The following is a 17,530-nucleotide window of genomic DNA, read 5'->3' as shown; positions in this document are numbered from 1 at the left end:
CGGTCAGCCCTTCGTGGCACCGGCGGTGAGGCCGGAGACGACGTACTTCTGCACGAACAGGGCGATCAGCATGATCGGCAGGGTGACCACTGTCGCGGCGGCCATCAGGCCACCCCAGTCGATGCTGGCGTAGCCGACGAAGTCGAAGATCGCCACGGGCAGCGTCTTCGTGTCGGAGCCGGACAGCACCAGGGCGAACATGAAGTTGTTCCAGGAGAAGATGAAGGAGAGGATGCCGGCCGTCGCGACGCCGGGCACCGACAGTGGCAGGGTGATCCGCCGGAACGCGCCGATGTGGGTCAGCCCGTCGACAAGCGCCGCCTCTTCCAACTCGGTCGGCAGGCCGTCGAAGTAGCCCATCATGATGTAGACGATCAGCGGCAGCGACACGAACATGTGGCTCAGGATCAGCACGCTGAACCCGCCGACCAGCTTCAGGTTCGAGAAGACGTAGTACCAGGGCACCAGCAGCGAGACGCCGGGGATCACCCGGGCCATGAGCACGACGAGCGCCGACTTCTTCATGTTGAACCGGCTCATCGAGTAGGCGGCGGGCACCCCGAGCAGGAGCGAGAGCGTGGTGGCCGCGAACGCCACCCAGAGGCTGTTGCCTATGAACTGGAGATAGTTGGCCTGCTGGAGCACCGTTTCGTAGTTCTTCAGGCTGGGCGAGAAGACGAACGCCTTGGCGGTGTCGTAGATGTCCACGTTGGTCTTGAACGACGCGGCGATCATCCAGAGCAGCGGCGCCATCAGCCCGAACACCACGACGACGAGAGCTGACGTGCGGAAGACGCGGTACGGCTTGCTCGGCTTCATCGGCCCAGCCCCTTCTTGCGATAGGTGAGGGCCCACATCACCCCGATGATGATCAGGAAGAAGATGATGAGAACTGTCGACGAGACGCCGTAGTCGTTGTAGTCGAAGCTGAGGCCGTAGGCGTACACGTTCAGGGTCTCGACCTCGTGGAACGACCCGCCGCCGCGACCCTTCGTGGCGTAGAGGATGTCGAACGTCTTGAGCGCGTCGATGCCGCGCAGCAGGATGGCGACGATCACCGTGGGCATCAACAGCGGGAGGGTGACGTGCCGGAACCGCTGCCAGCTGCTGGCGCCGTCGATCCGGGCGGCCTCCTGGGGCTCGTCGGAGAGCGAGGTGAGCCCGGCGAGCAGGATCAGCACGACCATCGGCGTCCACTGCCAGATGTCGATGAACATCGTCGTCGGCAGGGCCGAGTGCTGCCCGGCCAGCCAGGGCTGGGGGCCGATCCCGATCCAGCCGAGCAGCTGGTTCGCCATCCCGATGTTGGGGTCGAAGATGAGGCGCCACATCATGCCGACCGCGACCGGAGTGGCCACCAGTGGCAGGAGGATCGCGACGCGGACCCACTTCTCACCGCGGAAGGGCCGCCACAGCAGTAGGGCTATCGCCATGCCGAGGACGACCTCGAAGAACAACACGACGCTGGTGAAGAGCACCGTACGCCAGACCGCCGGCCAGAACCGGTCGGTGTCGGTGAGCACGTCGAGGTAGTTCTGGAACCCGATGAACTCGGACTCGGCGCGCACCGAACCCTCGGCGTCGGTCAGGCTCAAATAGCCGGTCCAGGCCACCGGAAAGATGATCAGCACGGCGACGAACGCCATGGCGGGTGCCGCGAAGAGCCACTTGCGATGTTTGTTGGCCCACTGCGACCAGGCCGACGACTCCGGGGACGCCATGGGGGCCTTGGGCGAATCGGTGCGGGGTGCGGTGACGGCTGACATTCAGATCTCCGGGTTCGGGGGCCAGGTCCCGGCGAGGCGGCGGAGCCGGTCGGCCCCGCCGCCCGGCGCGTGGGTTACTTCGCCTCGTCGTCGAGGAACTTCTGGAACGCCGCGTTCGCCGCGTCCGCCGAGCTGGCGGCGTCCTTGCCGGTGATCGCGTCGACGATCGGCTGGCCGACGATCTCCCGCGCCTCGGCCACCTTGACCACCAGTGGGCGGTCGTGTCCGACGCCGTTCGCGGTGCTGACCGTGTTGGCCTCGGCCAGATCCTTCGGCAGGGTGGCGACGCTCGCCGGGTTCGCCCAGACCGAGGTGCGGGCACCGGGGACGCCGGCAGTCTGCTGGGCCAGCGCCTGCTCCTTGCCGGCCGCCCACTGGATGAACTTCCAGGCGTTGTCCTTGTTCTCCGAGCTGTCGTTCATGCCGAGCGCCCAGGACGGGATGTTGTACGGCTTCGACCCGGCCGGGCCGGCCGGGAAGGCGGCGAAGCCGACGGAGTCGACGACCTTGGACTTGGTCGGGTCGGTGGCGTTCTTGTAGAGCGAGTTGGCCTCGGTGTAGAAGGCGGCCTTGCCCTGCGTGAAGATCGCCATCGCCTCCGACCAGCTCATGTCGGTGCTGATGTTCTCCGGGCCGTGGTCCCTGAGCAGCCCGCCGTAGTAGGCGTACGCCTGCTTGGCCTGCTCGGTGTTGACAGTGGCCTTTCCGCTGGCGTCCACGAAGTCGCCGCCGAAGCTGAAGAGGAAGCTGGAGAACTGCGTGACGGCGGCGGCCTTGCCGGTACGAGCGACGAAGCCGGCGACGCCGGGGTTGTCGGCCTCGATCTTCGCGGCCTGCGTCTTGAGCTCGTCGAGGGTCTTGGGCGGCGCGGTGAAGCCGGACTTCGTCAGCAGGTCCTTGCGGTAGTAGAGGACCTCCTGCTCGGTGATGATCGGCAGCCCGACGATCTTGTCCTCGTAGGTCGTCGCCTGCATCGGGCCGGCCTGGAAGTCACCGACCTCGAAGGCGCCGTCGGACTTGACCTTGTCGCTCAGGTCGGCGAGGTACTTGTTCTTGCCGAACAGCTTTCCCTCCTGCAGGGGCCGGTACATCATCACGTCGAGGTCGTCGGACCCGGCGTTCAGCTTGACGTTGTACTGGTCGGAGAGCTGGTCCTCGCCGAGCTGGGTGACTTCGACAGTGAGGCCGGACTGCTTCTCGAACTCCGGCAGGATTTTCTTGAGGTTCTCTGTCCACACGTGGTTGACAAGTGTCACGCGCACGGTCTTCGAGTCTTCGCCGCCGTCGTCGCCGCCGCAGGCGGCCAGGCTCATGGCGGTGACCACGGCCAGAGAAGTGCCGATTATCGATCGACGTCGCACGCTTGTCTCTCCTTCTGTCGTGGCCGCCGCCCTCGGGAGAGCCGCTACCTCGGTGTTACATCCGCTTAACATCGGGATGCTAGGCCGAATAAGCTGACTATCTCAAGAGGTAGATGCAAATGATATGATCTTTGCGTGGAACCGTCCTCAACAGAGGTTGCAGCAGCTCTGGCCCTCCCCGCCGAGTCCGGGCTGCACGCGCGCGTCCTCGAACACCTCGGCACCGCCATCTGCGGCGGCGAGCTGGCACCCGGATCGGTCCTCAACATCGACGAGCTGGTCGACCGGTACGCGGTGTCCCGCTCGGTCGTCCGCGAGGTGCTGCGGGTGCTGGCCTCGATCGGATTCATCGAGGCGCGCCGACGGGTCGGAGTGATGATCCGGCCGGCGAGCGCGTGGAACGTCTTCGACCCGCAGGTGATCCGCTGGCGTCTCGCCTCGGCCGGCCGGATGGCCCAGCTCCGCTCGATCACCGAGCTGCGCACCGCCGTCGAGCCGCACGCGGCCTTCCTGGCCGCCAGCAGGATCGGTCGCGACGAGGCGAGCGACCTCGTCGGGTTGGCGGCGAAGATGTGGGCGGCCGGCGAGGCCGGCGACGAGGAGCGCTTCCTGCACCTCGACATCGAGTTTCACCGGCGCGTCCTGCTCGCCTCCGGCAACGAGATGTTCGTCCGGCTCCAGGAGTTGGTCGCGGAGGTGCTCACCGGCCGGCACAAGCACCACCTCATGCCACACCACCCGCATGAGCAGGCCCTCCAGATGCACGCCGACGTCGCCCAGGCGATCCAACGGCGCGACGGTGATCGCGCCCGGCAGGCGATGGTGCAGCTGATGGAACAGGCCTTCGACGAGATGAAGTCGCTGTGGGAGCAGACTGCCCTACCCGACCGAAGCACGGACGGCGGTCCACCGACCACCCGATGACCTGCGCCCCCTGATCGACTCGGCTTCCAGGAAGTCGCGGTATTGGACGGCTGGGGATGCCCGACTTCCGTGAATCCGAGTGGATCACCCCCGGGGCCGCCCGCGATGACCTGCGGACGCTGATCGTCGACCGGTTCGGTGACCCGGATGCAGTCCTGGTCTTGCCTCACCCCCAGGAGGTCGAATCCAGGCTCACGAGGCCAACAGGTCGAAGTGCATACCCGCGAGGAAGAGCCAGAGTGCCACCCAACGGAACACGTGTCCCGGCCGGGCAATGCCGATCATTTCGGCGAAGAGGCGCAAGATCCGGGCGCAGCCGGAGCGCCAGGCCGCCAGTAAGGAACCGCCTAGACGCCAATCGTCAAGCGGCAATACTCCGATGGGGACGCTTACGATAAAGACGGCGAGCACGATGGGTGCAGATATCCGTCCACTGAGCGCCGTGGAGGTCAGGAGCATGCCCACGGCTGCGGTGACAGCTAACGCTACCGTCATCCCAAGAATCCCGAAAATGCTGCTGCGCGCCTGAAACTGGTAAGCAACCTTGCTCGACCATCCCCGCTCACCAGGACCGAACTGCCCAGCAAGGAAGCTATCGATGCGTTCGCGGACGCGCCACGTGAGTTCCGCACCACGCCACCCTTCCTTGGCTGCCTCGGCATGCACTCTGCTCAAAAGCTCGGGGACATCGACTTTGCCGAGTATGCTCACCGTCTCCTCGGAAACGGTGAGGCTGGGCTCGACTCGTAGAGACGAGATGTCACGAGTCGCGCCTCCTCGAGCCGCTAGGTACTTTGTGTCCACGATGCACTCGACGAGCTCTTCACGAACGCCGTACACCTTGGAGCGGTGCCTCTCTATTGGCGCCAGAAGACTGAGATCGTGACCTCTGCGGTCGAGTTTTACCGCAAATCGCCGCAGGCGATCCAGATCGATCAGGTCGAGTATCACAGCGAGTCCGGCTAAAAGCTGGAGTCCCTTGCCTATGCGACTCCAGATCAGCATCGGGCACGACCACAGTCGCATCTCCATGGTGGACTCGCCGGACCACCAGTCTGCCCATACATCGCCGAGACTCGTCATGATCAGCAACACGACGTAGGCTAGGGGGAAGAGACGCCCAGCCCACACCAGCTTCCGGTGAGAGGTAGCGGCCACCCGGCCATGGTAGCGAAATGCCGCAATACAAATGGCACCTCATCCTGGCTGACGACGGGCGCGGACTCGACTAATTACTGAAACTGGGCACTGACCGGCTCGCCAACCGGGACGTCCAGGAACGCCTCCCAGTACGGTTCGCCGGCAGGCAACGGCATGAGCGCGGCGGCCTGCCTCTGCCCGATCCGCTGGCGGCGCCTCTACACTTAATCGAAGGCACCCGCTACGAGGTGAAGTCGAGTCCCGTCGACACCCCGACCAGCCTGCTGTTTCGAGCCCGGTGCGCCGGCTGCGGTGCCGCGCACACCCACCCGTTCCGCATCAGCGCCGCGCGCGACCAGGCAGCCTGAGAGCGCGCCGGGCCGAGGCACCTCCTTCACCATCCGACTACCAAACCTCGGTAGCTGAAGCGCGGGTGGTCACCAGGGTGACCACCCGCCCGCTCAGGGGAGACTGTCAGCGTCAGTCGGTCCGGGTGCGGAGGCTTCGTACCAGGACGGGGATCATCACCGCAGCGGCGATGAGGTGCAGCCCGAGCAGGGCGGTGACGGTGGCCGCGTTCGCCCCGGAGACGGGGGCCGGGACCAGTGAGAGCGCGGTCAGCGCCACTCCGGTCCAGACGAACCGGTCGGCGGGCCGAGCACTCCACCGGAGAAGCGCCACGGCGATGACGACGCCCACGATCGAGAAGAAGCCGGTCACCACGGCGATCCCGGACAACGGAATCGTCTCGCCCCCATCGGAGATCTGAAAGTCGACGCCGGCGCCCCGGGCCAGCGCCGCGGCGAGGGTGGTGGACACGCTCGCCGCGAGCGTGGCAATCAAGCCGGTGCCGGCGAGCCCGCGGAATCGGTGGGGGTAGCTGGGGCGGCCCGGTGCCGGGCCGACGACGATCCCGGTGTCCTTCGTGCTGTTCATGGCGTCTCCCTCACGGTGAGGCTGGCGTACAGGAGGTGTTGACTGGCGTGTGACGGCCCCGGGCGTGAAGACACGCACTCTCGCCGTGCGACGGCCGGGGTTGCGCAGCGCGCGGACGCCGGTGCCGCGCAACCAGAACCCGGCAGCGCGTCCAAGGACCGGCCCGGGCTCTCCGTCGCGCAGCTCCAGCTGCACCCGCCCACGGGTGACGACACCGAACGCGTCGTACCACTCCGCCGTGACCACTGCGGCACGTGCGCCACCGGGCAGCGTGAGCGTCCACACCGGGACTACTCCGTGCCGTCCGCCGGCAGGCGCTCCGGCAGCCCGAGCCGCGGGAACTGGTCGTCGTGGAAGACGAAGACCTCGGTGATGGCGCCGCCGGTGATGCGCAGGACGTCGATAGTCAACGGCAGGTACGCGCCCTCCTGCTTCCGCCAGTGGTAGAAGGCGACGGCGGGCTGCCGGTTCACCGAGGTGGGGACCGCGCGCAGGCCCGTCATGCCATCGAAGCCATCCTCGACCCAGCTGTTCACCACCGCGTCGCGGCCGACGTACAGGCCCGGCGTGGGCGGCATCGAGTAGCGGACGTCGTCGCGGAGCATGGCAGCGAGCACGTCGACGTTCGTGGCCACGCTGGCGTCGGTGAAGCGGCGCACCAGCTCGCGCGTGCCGGCGTCCTCCTCGCCGCCGGTCCAGTCCTGCCGCTCGGCGGGCAGGTGCTCCCGCATGCCGGCGCGAGCCCGCTGCAGGGCGCTGTTGACCGAGTTGACCGAGTCTCCGAGCAGCTCCGCGACGTCCTTCGCCGGCCAGCCGAGCACGTCCCGCAGGATCAGCACGGCCCGTGGACGCGGCGCGAGGTGCTGGACCGCGACCACGTACGCCAGCTCGATCGTCTCCCGCGCGACGGCGAGGGTCTCCGGCTCGTCCGCGTCGCCGGCGGGCAGCTCGTCGAGCAGCCGGTCCGGGTAGGGCTGCAACCACAGCACCTCGCCGCCGGTCGCCGGCGCCGGGCGGCGCTTGGCGAGCAGGTCCAGGCAGGCGTTGGTGGCGATCCGGTACAGCCAGGCCCGGAACGTCGACCGCCCCTTGAACGTCTCCCGCCGCCGCCAGGCCCGCAGGAACGTCTCCTGCACGGTGTCCTCGGCATCCTCGAACGACCCGAGCATCCGGTAGCAGTGCACGTGCAGTTCCCGCCGGTGCCGCTGCGCCAGCCCCGTGAACGCCGGCTCGTCGACCTCGCCCAGACCGCTCACGCCCAGCTCCTCCAGCCGCGTGTCCGCACTCATCACGTCATCCTTCCGCCTCGTCATGTCCTGTCGGAGGTATGACGGGCGGGGACGCGACAACTCATCACTCACGCCGGAGCGAACGTGGTCGGGGGAAGTCCTATCTCCCCGACGCGGACGTTGAGCAGGGCGACCCAGCCCCGCTGGCGGCCGAGGCCTCCCCCACCTCCGTGGCGGCCGATCCGCCACAGCGACACTCCTGCGCGCTCGCCTTGGGCAGGGTGTCGGCATCGGCCATGACGGTGTAGACCTCCCAGGGCTCATCGCCGGGGCCGCGCACCCAGACCTTGTCCTGGAGGGCGTAGCAGCACTCGGTGTCGGTCTCCTCCAGCGTGATTAAACCGGACTCGGCGGCCATCGCGACGTACCTGGACCTGGATCTCCTGATACGCGCCGCTGATCCTCCCTTGCCGACAGATGCCCGAAGAGCTGGGCAGTCGCAGCGTAGGGTCGATCGGGACGACACATGTGAATGCTTCAAAACCAGGTTGAGTACCTGAGCTGTACTTCCCGTACCGGAGCGCGATGATCAGGTGATGAAAAGTAGGTCAGGAAGGGTCCTGGAACCTACTTTTCATCACCTGATCATGGTTGGAGCGGTGACGCGCCCTGGTACTACCGGCCGCCACCCGCAGCGGAGGGCCGGTGCGCGATGCGGGGCGCCCGCACCGCGGAGGCGTTGCCGGCGCCGGGGCGGTAGTCCCGGGCCGCGCTGGCCACCATCTCGTCGGCGTCGCGAGTGAGCGCCTGCCGGATGTGCGGCGGAACGAACTCGGACGTCGCCATCGCCAGTCGGACCTGCACCGCGCGGTCGTCGACCAGCCGGGCCAGATCCGCCTCGCTCAGCTCGACGGCCCGCACCAGCGCGGCACGGACGTCGACCACCGGGTCCGCGGCGAGCGCGCTGCGCTGCTCGGCGGTGGTCCGCGGGTTACGGGCAACCCCCTTGCGTACGCGTGCGGTGCGATCGGCCAGCAGGGCGGTGATCACGTCGGGGTCGTGGGTGTGCGTGGCGAGTCGTTCCCGCACCTCGGGTGAGACGTCGTCGATCAGCCTGGCGGCCAGCGCCGGCTCCAGTTCCCGGCTCTCCGCGAGCAGACCGCGAAGCTCCTTGTCCGAGGTCTGCGACATGACCTGGCGGATCGACTCGTCACAGGCCGGGTTGCCGGCGACCGCCCAGCGGACCCACCGGTCGGCGTCCTTGACCAGGCGCATGAGGTTGGCGACGGAGGTGGAGGGGTTTCTCGCCACCGCCTCCCGGACCTGACGGTCATGGTCGCGGGTGAGCGGTCGCAGGGCCTGCGCGGGGGCGTCGGCCCGAGCGGCCACCGCCTTGCGGACCAGGACCGACGGGTCGGACGCCAGGTCGATAAGGGTCATTTGTGGCGTTGTGGGGTCCTGGGCGAGGGCGAGACGAGCGTCAGCGCTGCCACCGATCGGACGGTGGGCGGTGGTGCCGGACCCGCTGTGACGGTCGGCCTCGCCGACGTCCTGCTGTTTCCCCATGGCGCAATCATGTCACGCGCCCGGTTCGGCGGTACCGGCCGCGGGCGGGACCCTGGCGGGTAGGCGCAGGCCGGACATGCCGCCGTCCACCGGCAGCGACGAGCCGGTCACCGACCCGGTCGCGGGCGACGCGAGGTAGACGACGGCGGCTGCCACCTCGTCGGCGGTCACCAGGCGGCCGGTCGGCTGCCGGGACGCCAGCTGCCGCTTTTCGGCCGTCGGGTCGGCCGCGCCGGCGAGCAGGCGGGCCACCCAGGGTGTGTCGACGGTGCCGGGGGCGACGCAGTTGACCCGGACACCCTCCGTCACCAGGTCGGCGGCCATGGCGAGGGTGAGGGCGTGCACGGCACCCTTCGACGCCGAGTACAGGGCGCGTCGGGGCAGGCCGACGGTCGCCGCGATCGAGGAGATGTTGACGATCGCCGCGGACGACGACCGCCGCAGGTACGGCAGGGTGACCGCGCTGGTTCGGGCCACGCCGGAGACGTTGACGTCGAGTACCCGACTCCACTGCTCGTCGTCGTCGTCCTCCACGGTGCCCACAGCCGAGATGCCGGCGTTGTTCACCAGGATGTCGATGCCGCCGAACGCCTCCGCGACCGAGGCGACGGCCGCGCCGAGGGAGGACCGGTCGGCCACGTCCGCTCGGACGCCGAGCACGTCAGGAGCCTCCGGCAGGCCCGACAGCTCCAGGTCCAGGACACCCACCCGGGCGCCGGCGGCGGCGAACGCCCGCACGCAGGCAAGCCCGATCCCCGATCCACCCCCGGTCACCACCGCCACGAGGCCGTCACATCGCATGCTGCTCTCCCTTTCCGAGTGGTCCAGTGAGGTGACGCACCGCCATCAGGCGTCCCGGAGCGTGGTGCGCTGCCGGCCCAGGCCGTCGATTTCGACCTCCATCACGTCACCGGCGGCCAGGTACGGGAACCGACCGGAGAGCGCCACCCCCTGCGGGGTGCCGGTGTTGATGACGTCGCCCGGATCCAGCACTGTGTACTGCGACAGGTGCCAGACCAGGTATGCCACCTCGAAGATCATGTCTTTGGTGCTGGAGTCCTGGCGGGGCTCGCCGTTGACCCAGGAACGCAGCCGTAGCGCCTGCGGGTCGCCGATCTCGTCGGCGGTGACCAGCCACGGGCCGAGCGGCTGGAACGTCTCACAGGACTTGCCCTTCGACCACTGGCCGCCCGAGACGGCGAGTTGGAAGTCCCGCTCGGAGACGTCGTTGGACAGCACGTACCCGGCGATGTGCCCGAGGGCGTCGGCCGGTGAGGCGAGGTAGCGGGCCGGTCGACCGATCACCACCGCCAGCTCCACCTCCCAGTCGGTCTTCGTCGATCCGCGTGGGATCAGGACGTCGTCGTACGGGCCGACGACGGTGTTGGGCGCCTTGTAGAAGATGATCGGGTCGGCCGGTGGCGCGGCACCCGATTCGGCGGCGTGCGCGGCGTAGTTCTGCCCCACGCAGAGCACCACCCCGGGCCGGGCGACGGGTGCGCCGACCCGCTGACCGGTGACGTCGATCTCGGGCAGGTCGGCGGCCTCGCGGACCCGCCGGACGCCGTCGCCGGCGAGGAACTCGCCGTCAATGTCGGCGGTGAGCGACGAGAGGTCGAAGTGCCGCCCATCGACGTACAGCACGGGGCGTTCCCGCCCCACGGGCCCGACGCGCATGAATCTCACGAATCAACCTCCAGTGCATAGGTATGAATTGCGGGGCTGGCCTCGGCGAGCAGGCCGGAGGGCTTCGACGGTGGGGAACCGGATCACCGGCGGACCTGTTCGGTCGTGGCCGTCGTCCAGTTCACCGACAATGTGAGCTTTGGTGCAGCTCGGCCTATTTCCTATAGGATGTTGCTTTGCTAGTGTGTACTCGCTCACACCGGCGCAGTCAAGGGGTTGCTGAGGAGACGAGATGGCCCAGCAGGAGCCTCGCGAGGGTCGACTCCGTCCCGCCCGTCGACTCACCCTCGCCGAGGACGTCTACGAGTCGATAAAGACGCTGGTCATGGACCACATCCTTCCCCCCGGCGAGCGGGTGAACATCGACGCGCTCGCCCGGGAGCTGGACGTCTCCCCCACCCCGGTCCGCGAGGCCCTCGCCCGGCTGGAGGCCGACGGTCTGGTCCGGAAACGTCCGCTCTCCGGCTACAGCACCACCCCGCTGCTGAGCCGGGCCGAGTTCGACGACCTGTTCGACGTCCGCCAACTGCTGGAGGGCGCCACCGCCGGACGGGCCGCCACGCACGCCTCCGCCGAAGCACGCCAACGGATCAGCGTCGAGGCGGCGGCGAGCATCGATGTGGAGGCCGGCGACGGATATCGCCGACACGCCGCCTTCACCGCGCTGGACGCGAAGTTCCACGACCTGATCGCCGAGGTCTCCGGCAGTCCACTGCTGCGGGACACCATCACGCGGCTGCACTCACACCTGCACCTGCACCGGCTGTACTTCCCGGTCGCCGGCGCGTCGGACACCAACACCGAGCACCAGCGCATCGCCGCCGCCATCGTCGCCAGCGACGCGGCAGCCGCCACCGAAGCGATGCGGGCCCACCTCAGCGCCGCCCGGGAGCGCCACCTGCCCGCCTTCGACCAGCTCCCCGCCCCCGGAACACCGCGCGAATCGGCGTGACCCACCCCCACATTCCCGAGGAGCCGTCGTGCGGATCGCCCTCTTCATCACCTGCGTCAACGACCTCGCGTTCCCGGCCACCGGGATCGCGGTCACCCGCATCCTGCGGCGACTCGGCCACACCGTCGACTTCCCCACCGACCAGACCTGTTGCGGGCAGATGCACGCCAACACGGGCTACCGGGCCGAGGCGCTGCCGATGGTGCGCAACTACGTCGACGTCTTCGACTCCTACGACGCCATCGTCGTGCCGTCCGGGTCGTGCACCGCGATGATCCGCGACCAGTACCCGCGCCTGCACCCTCCCGCCACCTCTGTGGCCGCCCGCACGTACGAGCTGTCCGAGCTGCTCGTCGACGTTCTCGGCGTCACCGACGTCGGTGCCGAGTTCCCGGAGACCGTCACCTACCACCCCACCTGCCACGGCCTGCGGATGCTGCGCCTCGGCGACCGGCCGCTGACCCTGCTGCGCCAGGTGCGCGGGATCAAGTTGGTCGAGCTGGGCGATGCCGAGGAGTGCTGTGGTTTCGGCGGCACGTTCGCAGTGAAGAACCCGGACGTCTCCACAGCGATGCTCACCGACAAGTGCGCCCGGGTCCGCGACACCGGCGCACGGGTGCTCGCCGCGGCCGACAACTCCTGCCTGGCGCACATCGGCGGCGGCCTCGACCGCCACCGGTCGGGCGTACGGGCCGTGCACTACGCCGAGATTCTCGCCGAGACGGGAGCCAGCTCATGAGCCATCCGGTCGCGCCCGCCACCGGGGGCGGGCGGATCCGCACGCCGCTGCCGTTTCCCACCGCCGCCAAGCCGGCCGTGGCCGACACGCAACTGCGGGCCAACCTGCACCGGGCCACCCGCACCATCCGTGCCAAGCGAGCCCGGGTCGTCGACGAGGTACCCGACTGGGAGGCGCTGCGCGACGCCGGCTCGGCGATCAAGGCGGACGTGCAACGTCGGTTGCCGGAGTTGCTGGAGCAGTTCGAGGCGTCCGTCACCGCCGCCGGCGCCACAGTGCACTGGGCCCGCGACGCGGCCGAGGCGTGCCGGATCGTTGTCGCGTTGACCCGGGCGGCCGGGGCCGACGAGGTCGTGAAGGTCAAGTCGATGGCCACCCAGGAGATCGAGCTCAACGAGGCGCTGGAGGCCGCCGGGATCGCCGCGTACGAGACCGACCTCGCGGAGTTGATCGTGCAGCTCGGTGAGGACACCCCCTCGCACATCCTGGTGCCGGCGATCCACTACAACCGGGCCCAGATCCGGGAGATCTTCCAACGTCGCATGCCCGACGCGCCGGCCGACCTGAGCGACGAACCGGCCGCGCTGGCCGAGGCGGCCCGCGCCCACCTGCGACGACGTTTCCTCTCCGCCCGGGTCGCCGTCTCCGGGGCGAACTTCGCCGTCGCCGACACCGGCACGCTCGTGGTGGTGGAGTCCGAGGGCAACGGGCGCATGTGCCTCACCCTCCCGGAGATGCTGATCAGCGTCGTCGGCGTCGAGAAGCTGCTGCCGACCTTCACCGATCTGGAGGTCTTCCTGCAACTGCTGCCGCGATCCTCGACCGGTGAGCGGATGAACCCGTACACCTCGATGTGGACGGGTGTCACAGCCGGGGACGGCCCGCAGGACGTGCACGTCGTGCTTGTCGACAATGGCCGGTCCGCGGTGCTCGCCGATCCGGTCGGGCGGCCGGCGCTGTCCTGTATCCGCTGCTCGGCGTGCCTCAACGTCTGCCCAGTGTACGAGCGGGCCGGCGGGCACGCGTACGGCTCGGTGTATCCGGGGCCGATCGGTGCGATCCTGTCGCCGCAGCTGACCGGCGTGGCCGACAACGCCTCGCTGCCGTACGCGTCGACCCTCTGCGGCGCCTGCTACGACGTGTGCCCCGTGAAGATCAACATTCCGGAGATCCTGGTCCACCTGCGCCAGCAGGCACCGCACCCGCCGGCGGAACGGGCCACCATGCGCGTCCTGGCCTGGGTGATGCGCAGCCCTCGGCGGTGGGCCGCCGCCCTGCGCCTGGCCCGCACCGGCGCGGGGCCGCTCGGGGCGTACCGTGAGCGGCGCACCGGCGCCCGCACGCTGCGGCGACTGCCCTGGCCCGCCTCGGCGTGGACCCGGTCGCGAGACCTGCCGCTGCCCGCGCCGCAGACCTTCCGGGAATGGTGGGGAAAGCAGTGAGCGCACGTGACGAGATCCTGGCGCGACTCCGGACGGCCCTGGCCGACAGCCCGCCGCCGGTGCAGGTGCCCCGCCGGTACCGCCGGGTCGACGACCGCGCCGACCTGATCGCGGCCCTGGTCGACCGCCTGGAGGACTACCGGGCGGTCGTCCACCGTGGCATCGACGCCCTGCCCCGGCTGCTCAGTGGTGTCGACCGGCTCGCCGTCCCCACCGACGTCGCCTCCGAATGGCTGGCCGGTTACGCCGGAGAGCTGCACCGCGACGCGCCCCCGCTGTCACCGGCCGCGCTCGACGAGCTGGACGCGGTCCTGACCGGCTGCGCCGTCGCGGTCGCCGACACCGGCACCATCATCCTCGACGCCGGCCCGGCGCAGGGTCGGCGCGCGCTCACCCTGGTGCCCGACCGGCACATCTGCGTCGTCCGCACCGACCAGGTCGTCGGTCTGCTGCCGGAGGCGCTGACCCGGCTGGACCCGCGCGCGCCACAGACCTGGATCTCCGGCCCGTCCGCGACCAGCGACATCGAGCTCAACCGCGTCGAGGGGGTGCACGGCCCGCGCCGGCTGGAGGTCGTCCTGATCGGCCCAGACGACGACGTCGTCCCCGTCGGCCCGGCGGGCGGCTCAGGAGCCTGACGGCACCTGCTCACGGGTCTCGCCCGCCGTGGCGCGCAGCGGAACGCCGCGCACGTTGAGCAGCATGACGATGCCCACACCGACCACCAGCGCGATGTCGGCGACGTTGCCGACGAAGAACCCGGCGTAGTCGATGAAGTCCACCACGTGCCCGCGAGCGAACCCCGGCTCCCGGAAGAGGCGGTCCAGCAGGTGCGTCGTCGCGCCGCCGAGCACCAGGCCCAACGCCACCGCCCAGGCGCGCGTCGTGACCCGCCGCGCCACGACCGCCACCGCGACCACCGCCGCCGCCGCGAACACCGCGAAGATCCAGGTGTATGCGGAGCCGATCGAGAAGGCGGCACCCGGGTTGTACACGAGCCGCAGTTGCAGCAGGTCACCGAGAACGGTGATGGTCTGCCCGCCGGAGAGCGCGGACTCGGCCCAGTACTTGGTGAGCTGATCCGCGGCGAGCACCACAGCAGCGATCAACACGACGGCGCGGAACATCCCGGAACCCTAGCCGGTCACCGGTGGCCGTCACCACCGATGGACGGGTCCTGGCCCTGCTGCGCCAACCCGGTCAGGGCCGGGTCAGCATCGACGGCACCGCGGCGACGCCGTCCGCCGGCACAGCGAGCGCAAGCCGCGGGAGTCTCGTCGGCTGGCCGGAGCGTACGACGTTGATCCACTCGGCTTCCCGCAGGTCGGGGGCCGAATCGATCAACCCGTCGTGCTCACTGCCCATCGACCACAGATGCGATCTTGGCTGGAGCGTTCAGGGGTGCCAGCTGATCCTCTCCCAGCCAGCTGATGACCGGGCGAACCAGCAGCGTCGGCGAGCAGGGCCGGTCAGCAGGGCCGTCCCGCACCAACCGGACGTTGGGTGGCGACTGCTCAGTCGGCGATGTCCACGACGACCTTGCCCTCGGCGGTGCCGCCGCCGACCAGGTGGTGAGCGTCCATCACGGTGTCGAGCGTGAACCGGCGCCCGTCCAGTCGGGGGCGCAGCGCGCCGGCGTCGGCCAGCGACGCGATCTCGCGGAGGATGACGCCGTGGTGTTCGCGGCCCCGCCCGGTGAGCATCGGCAGCAGGGTGAACACGCCGGAGTAGGTCGCGCCACGGAACGACAGCGGGGCGAGCGAGTGTGAGCCCCAGCCCAGCGCGCTGACGACGTGCCCGTGATAGGTGCGTACCGCCGCGAACGACGCGTCGAGCGTCGCGCCACCGACGTTGTCGACGACGATGTCGAACCCCTCGCCGCCGGTGTACCTCTCGACGTACTCCTCGACGTCGGTCGCGGTGTAGTCGATCGGCACGGCGCCCAGGCTCTCGATCACCCGCATGCTCGCCGGACCGCCCGTGGCGTACGCCTCGGCGCCCCGCGCCTGGGCAAGTTGCACACCCACGTATCCGACCCCGCCGGCACCGCCGTGCACCAGCACCTTCTGCCCGGCGTGGACGCCGGCCCGGTCGACCAGCCCCTCCCAGGAGGTGACTGCCGCCAGTGGCAACGCGGCTGCCTCCCGCATCGAGAGACTCCTCGGCTTGTGGGCCAGCAACCGGGCGTCCACGGCGGCGTACTCGGCGAGCGAGCCCTGCAGGTCGCCCACTCCCCCGCACAGCCCGTACACCTCGTCTCCCGGCGCGAAGCCGGTCACGTCCGTGCCGACCGCCGCCACGACACCGGCCAGGTCCAGGCCGAGCACCGCGGGCGGCTGGACACGCGCGTGCGCGGCCTTACCTGCCTGGATCTTCGTGTCGAGTGGGTTGACCCCGCTGGCGACGATCCGCACCAGCACCTGCCCCGCCCCGGGAGTTGGTTGATCGATCTCCTCGACCGTCAGCGGAACGTCGAACTCCCGCAGCACCGCAGCACGCATGACATTCCACACTCTCCGTGGTCAGGACGTCACGTCGACGCTATCCGACCGGATTCGCGGCCGGGCGACTTCCTCGGTGACCGCACCGGCGCCTGAGAAGGCCGTTCGTCGTGACCGGGCCGGCGAGGCCCGGTCGGAGGGCAACCCTTCGCTCAGATCACCACCTGTTTGGTGTTCGGCAGGCTGTCGACGATCGACTTCTGCACGTTGATCGTGTCGGCGATGACCTCGTGGGGCGTGTTGGCCATCCACTGCATCACCGAGATGTCCTCGAACCGGGGATGGCGGAACATCTCCAGGAACACCAGTGGCTCGTCGCCGGTGTTCTCGATGTAGTGGCCGTACGCGAACGGGACGTAACCCACGTCGCCGGCCTGGAAGTCGAACGTCCGAGCCGCGGCCTGCGAGGCGAAGACGCCCATCCGCCCGGTGCCGGAGATGTAGTACTGCCACTCGTCGGTGGTGGGATGCCAGTGCAACTCGCGCATCCCTCCCGGCTCGACCTCGACCAGGGCCGCTGCGGTGGTCACGGAGGCGGCGAAGTTGGTCGAGTCGGTGATCCGCACCGTTCCGCCGCGGAAACGTTGCGGGGTCTGCGCAAGCATCCGGTGCTTGAAGCTTCGTGGGATGTCACCGGTCGGGCTGACCACCCGGTCCTGTTGCAGGGGCGGCGGGACGTCGCCCTGGAAGATGTACTTCTCCCGCTCGGGCAGGTTCTCCATCTGTTCCAGCGTCCAGCCGAAGTTCTTGGCCAGCACGTGCCGAGGGGTGTGTGCGAAGAAGTCGCTGAGCAGGAACGTGTTGTTCTCCGAAAACGCGCCGTCGTCGAAGACCAGCAGGAACTGCGCGCCGTCCCGCAACGCCTGGATGTTGTGCGGCACACCCTGCGGAAAGAACCACAGATCGCCCGCCTTCACGTCCTCGATGAAGTTGCGTCCCTCGTGGTCGACGGCGCTGATCCGGCAGCTGCCGCTTAGCATGTACGCCCACTCGGACTGCTGGTGCCAGTGGATCTCCCGGTACGCGCCCGGCTCGAGACCGAACTGGACGCCGGCCAGTTGACTGGCGATCGGCAGGTCGCGGCTGGTGACCTCCCTGGTCCAGCCACCCTTCTCCACCCGGGTGTGCGCCTGGGAGAACGAGAACTTGAGGTTGGGCACCAGCCGGCTGTCGGTAGTGGGCGGAACCAGGAGGTCCGGGTTCTGCCGCTCAAGTTCGACGTTGCGGCCCGCGAAGGGCGCGGCGCCCTGATCGCCGCGCCGCGGCTGGGGATCGCTGTGCGCCATGG

18 protein-coding genes and 1 pseudogene are annotated in these 17,530 nt (G+C 69.2%); 5 read left to right on the top strand and 14 right to left on the bottom strand.

The genetic code is table 11. The annotated features are described in order from the left end of the window. Positions 1 to 3 precede the first annotated feature (3 nt). From ABZU74_RS18895 to ABZU74_RS18885, 3 genes are all read right to left on the bottom strand, one after another. A complete protein-coding gene (locus tag ABZU74_RS18895) occupies positions 4 to 819 on the bottom strand; it encodes a carbohydrate ABC transporter permease (protein WP_355425234.1) in 816 nt (271 codons plus the stop codon). Continuing rightward, the gene (locus ABZU74_RS18890) at positions 816 to 1,766 is read right to left on the bottom strand and encodes a sugar ABC transporter permease (RefSeq protein ID WP_355425227.1); all 951 of its coding nucleotides are present in this window, start codon (positions 1,764 to 1,766) and stop codon (positions 816 to 818) included. Before ABZU74_RS18890 ends, ABZU74_RS18895 begins: the two co-directional genes overlap by 4 nt. 74 nt (positions 1,767 to 1,840) lie before the next feature. Beyond that, positions 1,841 to 3,127, bottom strand: coding sequence for a sugar ABC transporter substrate-binding protein (locus ABZU74_RS18885; protein WP_355425224.1), 1,287 nt, complete (start codon positions 3,125 to 3,127; stop codon positions 1,841 to 1,843). A 135-nt stretch (positions 3,128 to 3,262) separates the two neighbouring features. Here ABZU74_RS18885 and ABZU74_RS18880 point away from each other — a divergent pair, with 135 nt between their 5' ends. Then, positions 3,263 to 4,051 carry an FCD domain-containing protein gene (locus ABZU74_RS18880; protein WP_355425221.1) on the top strand — a complete coding sequence of 263 codons (789 nt, stop codon included), beginning with the start codon at positions 3,263 to 3,265 and terminating at the stop codon, positions 4,049 to 4,051. Between the two features lie 192 nt (positions 4,052 to 4,243). Here ABZU74_RS18880 and ABZU74_RS18875 read toward each other — a convergent pair whose 3' ends face one another. The 7 genes and pseudogenes from ABZU74_RS18875 to ABZU74_RS18845 all read right to left on the bottom strand — a co-directional run bounded on the left by ABZU74_RS18875 (position 4,244) and on the right by ABZU74_RS18845 (position 10,608). Next, entirely contained in the window at positions 4,244 to 5,209 is a 966-nt protein-coding gene (locus ABZU74_RS18875) for a hypothetical protein (protein WP_355425218.1), read from the bottom strand. Between the two features lie 462 nt (positions 5,210 to 5,671). Continuing rightward, a complete protein-coding gene (locus tag ABZU74_RS18870; RefSeq protein WP_355425215.1) occupies positions 5,672 to 6,127 on the bottom strand; it encodes a DUF6069 family protein in 456 nt (151 codons plus the stop codon). 290 nt (positions 6,128 to 6,417) lie between these two features. Beyond that, entirely contained in the window at positions 6,418 to 7,416 is a 999-nt protein-coding gene (locus ABZU74_RS18865; RefSeq protein WP_355425212.1) for an RNA polymerase subunit sigma-70, read from the bottom strand. A 100-nt stretch (positions 7,417 to 7,516) separates the two neighbouring features. Continuing rightward, positions 7,517 to 7,762 (bottom strand): annotated as a pseudogene (locus ABZU74_RS18860) (glyoxalase/bleomycin resistance/dioxygenase family protein); the annotation flags it as partial. A gap of 269 nt (positions 7,763 to 8,031) precedes the next feature. Further along, on the bottom strand, positions 8,032 to 8,922 hold the full coding sequence (locus ABZU74_RS18855; RefSeq protein ID WP_355425209.1) for a hypothetical protein: 891 nt from the start codon (positions 8,920 to 8,922) through the stop codon (positions 8,032 to 8,034). Positions 8,923 to 8,934: 12 nt separating this feature from the next. Continuing rightward, entirely contained in the window at positions 8,935 to 9,723 is a 789-nt protein-coding gene (locus tag ABZU74_RS18850; RefSeq protein ID WP_355425206.1) for an SDR family oxidoreductase, read from the bottom strand. 45 nt (positions 9,724 to 9,768) lie between these two features. Beyond that, positions 9,769 to 10,608: a fumarylacetoacetate hydrolase family protein gene (locus tag ABZU74_RS18845; protein WP_355425204.1), complete on the bottom strand. Its 840-nt coding sequence runs from the start codon at positions 10,606 to 10,608 to the stop codon at positions 9,769 to 9,771. Positions 10,609 to 10,840: 232 nt separating this feature from the next. Between ABZU74_RS18845 and ABZU74_RS18840 the strand changes: the two genes are divergently transcribed. The 4 genes from ABZU74_RS18840 to ABZU74_RS18825 are packed head-to-tail and all read left to right on the top strand — an operon-like array spanning position 10,841 to position 14,379. Beyond that, positions 10,841 to 11,560 (top strand): GntR family transcriptional regulator, encoded by a 720-nt coding sequence (locus tag ABZU74_RS18840; RefSeq protein WP_355425202.1) that lies wholly within the window; start codon positions 10,841 to 10,843, stop codon positions 11,558 to 11,560. Positions 11,561 to 11,588: 28 nt separating this feature from the next. Continuing rightward, positions 11,589 to 12,299, top strand: coding sequence for a (Fe-S)-binding protein (locus ABZU74_RS18835; RefSeq protein ID WP_355425199.1), 711 nt, complete (start codon positions 11,589 to 11,591; stop codon positions 12,297 to 12,299). Next, the gene (locus ABZU74_RS18830; RefSeq protein WP_355425196.1) at positions 12,296 to 13,741 is read left to right on the top strand and encodes a LutB/LldF family L-lactate oxidation iron-sulfur protein; all 1,446 of its coding nucleotides are present in this window, start codon (positions 12,296 to 12,298) and stop codon (positions 13,739 to 13,741) included. Before ABZU74_RS18835 ends, ABZU74_RS18830 begins: the two co-directional genes overlap by 4 nt. Then, positions 13,738 to 14,379 (top strand): LUD domain-containing protein, encoded by a 642-nt coding sequence (locus tag ABZU74_RS18825; RefSeq protein ID WP_355425193.1) that lies wholly within the window; start codon positions 13,738 to 13,740, stop codon positions 14,377 to 14,379. The genes ABZU74_RS18830 and ABZU74_RS18825 overlap by 4 nt, the downstream gene beginning before the upstream one ends. Here the strand turns inward: ABZU74_RS18825 and ABZU74_RS18820 are convergent. The 4 genes from ABZU74_RS18820 to ABZU74_RS18805 all read right to left on the bottom strand — a co-directional run bounded on the left by ABZU74_RS18820 (position 14,368) and on the right by ABZU74_RS18805 (position 17,528). Then, a complete protein-coding gene (locus tag ABZU74_RS18820; RefSeq protein WP_355425190.1) occupies positions 14,368 to 14,868 on the bottom strand; it encodes a signal peptidase II in 501 nt (166 codons plus the stop codon). The genes ABZU74_RS18825 and ABZU74_RS18820 overlap by 12 nt on opposite strands. A 73-nt stretch (positions 14,869 to 14,941) precedes the next feature. Continuing rightward, the gene (locus tag ABZU74_RS18815) at positions 14,942 to 15,106 is read right to left on the bottom strand and encodes a hypothetical protein (RefSeq protein WP_355425187.1); all 165 of its coding nucleotides are present in this window, start codon (positions 15,104 to 15,106) and stop codon (positions 14,942 to 14,944) included. A gap of 149 nt (positions 15,107 to 15,255) precedes the next feature. Further along, positions 15,256 to 16,242, bottom strand: coding sequence for a zinc-dependent alcohol dehydrogenase family protein (locus ABZU74_RS18810; RefSeq protein ID WP_355425184.1), 987 nt, complete (start codon positions 16,240 to 16,242; stop codon positions 15,256 to 15,258). A 152-nt stretch (positions 16,243 to 16,394) separates the two neighbouring features. Beyond that, entirely contained in the window at positions 16,395 to 17,528 is a 1,134-nt protein-coding gene (locus tag ABZU74_RS18805) for a cupin domain-containing protein (RefSeq protein WP_355425181.1), read from the bottom strand. Positions 17,529 to 17,530 lie beyond the last annotated feature (2 nt).

This window comes from Micromonospora sp. NPDC005171, assembly GCF_040608575.1.
Classification (GTDB): Bacteria; Actinomycetota; Actinomycetes; order Mycobacteriales; family Micromonosporaceae; genus Micromonospora.
This window is presented reverse-complemented; position numbering and strand designations above follow the sequence as displayed.

Excerpts from the sequence above, each read along its gene's own strand:
- ABZU74_RS18890 (WP_355425227.1), bottom strand. The coding sequence starts at position 1,766 with ATGTCAGCCGTCACCGCACCCCGCACCGATTCGCCCAAGGCCCCCATG.
- ABZU74_RS18805 (WP_355425181.1), bottom strand. The coding sequence starts at position 17,528 with ATGGCGCACAGCGATCCCCAGCCGCGGCGCGGCGATCAGGGCGCCGCG.
- ABZU74_RS18810 (WP_355425184.1), bottom strand. The coding sequence starts at position 16,242 with ATGCGTGCTGCGGTGCTGCGGGAGTTCGACGTTCCGCTGACGGTCGAG.
- ABZU74_RS18830 (WP_355425196.1), top strand. The coding sequence starts at position 12,296 with ATGAGCCATCCGGTCGCGCCCGCCACCGGGGGCGGGCGGATCCGCACG.
- ABZU74_RS18895 (WP_355425234.1), bottom strand. The coding sequence starts at position 819 with ATGAAGCCGAGCAAGCCGTACCGCGTCTTCCGCACGTCAGCTCTCGTC.
- ABZU74_RS18865 (WP_355425212.1), bottom strand. The coding sequence starts at position 7,416 with ATGAGTGCGGACACGCGGCTGGAGGAGCTGGGCGTGAGCGGTCTGGGC.
- ABZU74_RS18870 (WP_355425215.1), bottom strand. The coding sequence starts at position 6,127 with ATGAACAGCACGAAGGACACCGGGATCGTCGTCGGCCCGGCACCGGGC.
- ABZU74_RS18820 (WP_355425190.1), bottom strand. The coding sequence starts at position 14,868 with ATGTTCCGCGCCGTCGTGTTGATCGCTGCTGTGGTGCTCGCCGCGGAT.
- ABZU74_RS18855 (WP_355425209.1), bottom strand. The coding sequence starts at position 8,922 with ATGGGGAAACAGCAGGACGTCGGCGAGGCCGACCGTCACAGCGGGTCC.
- ABZU74_RS18840 (WP_355425202.1), top strand. The coding sequence starts at position 10,841 with ATGGCCCAGCAGGAGCCTCGCGAGGGTCGACTCCGTCCCGCCCGTCGA.
- ABZU74_RS18850 (WP_355425206.1), bottom strand. The coding sequence starts at position 9,723 with ATGCGATGTGACGGCCTCGTGGCGGTGGTGACCGGGGGTGGATCGGGG.
- ABZU74_RS18815 (WP_355425187.1), bottom strand. The coding sequence starts at position 15,106 with ATGGGCAGTGAGCACGACGGGTTGATCGATTCGGCCCCCGACCTGCGG.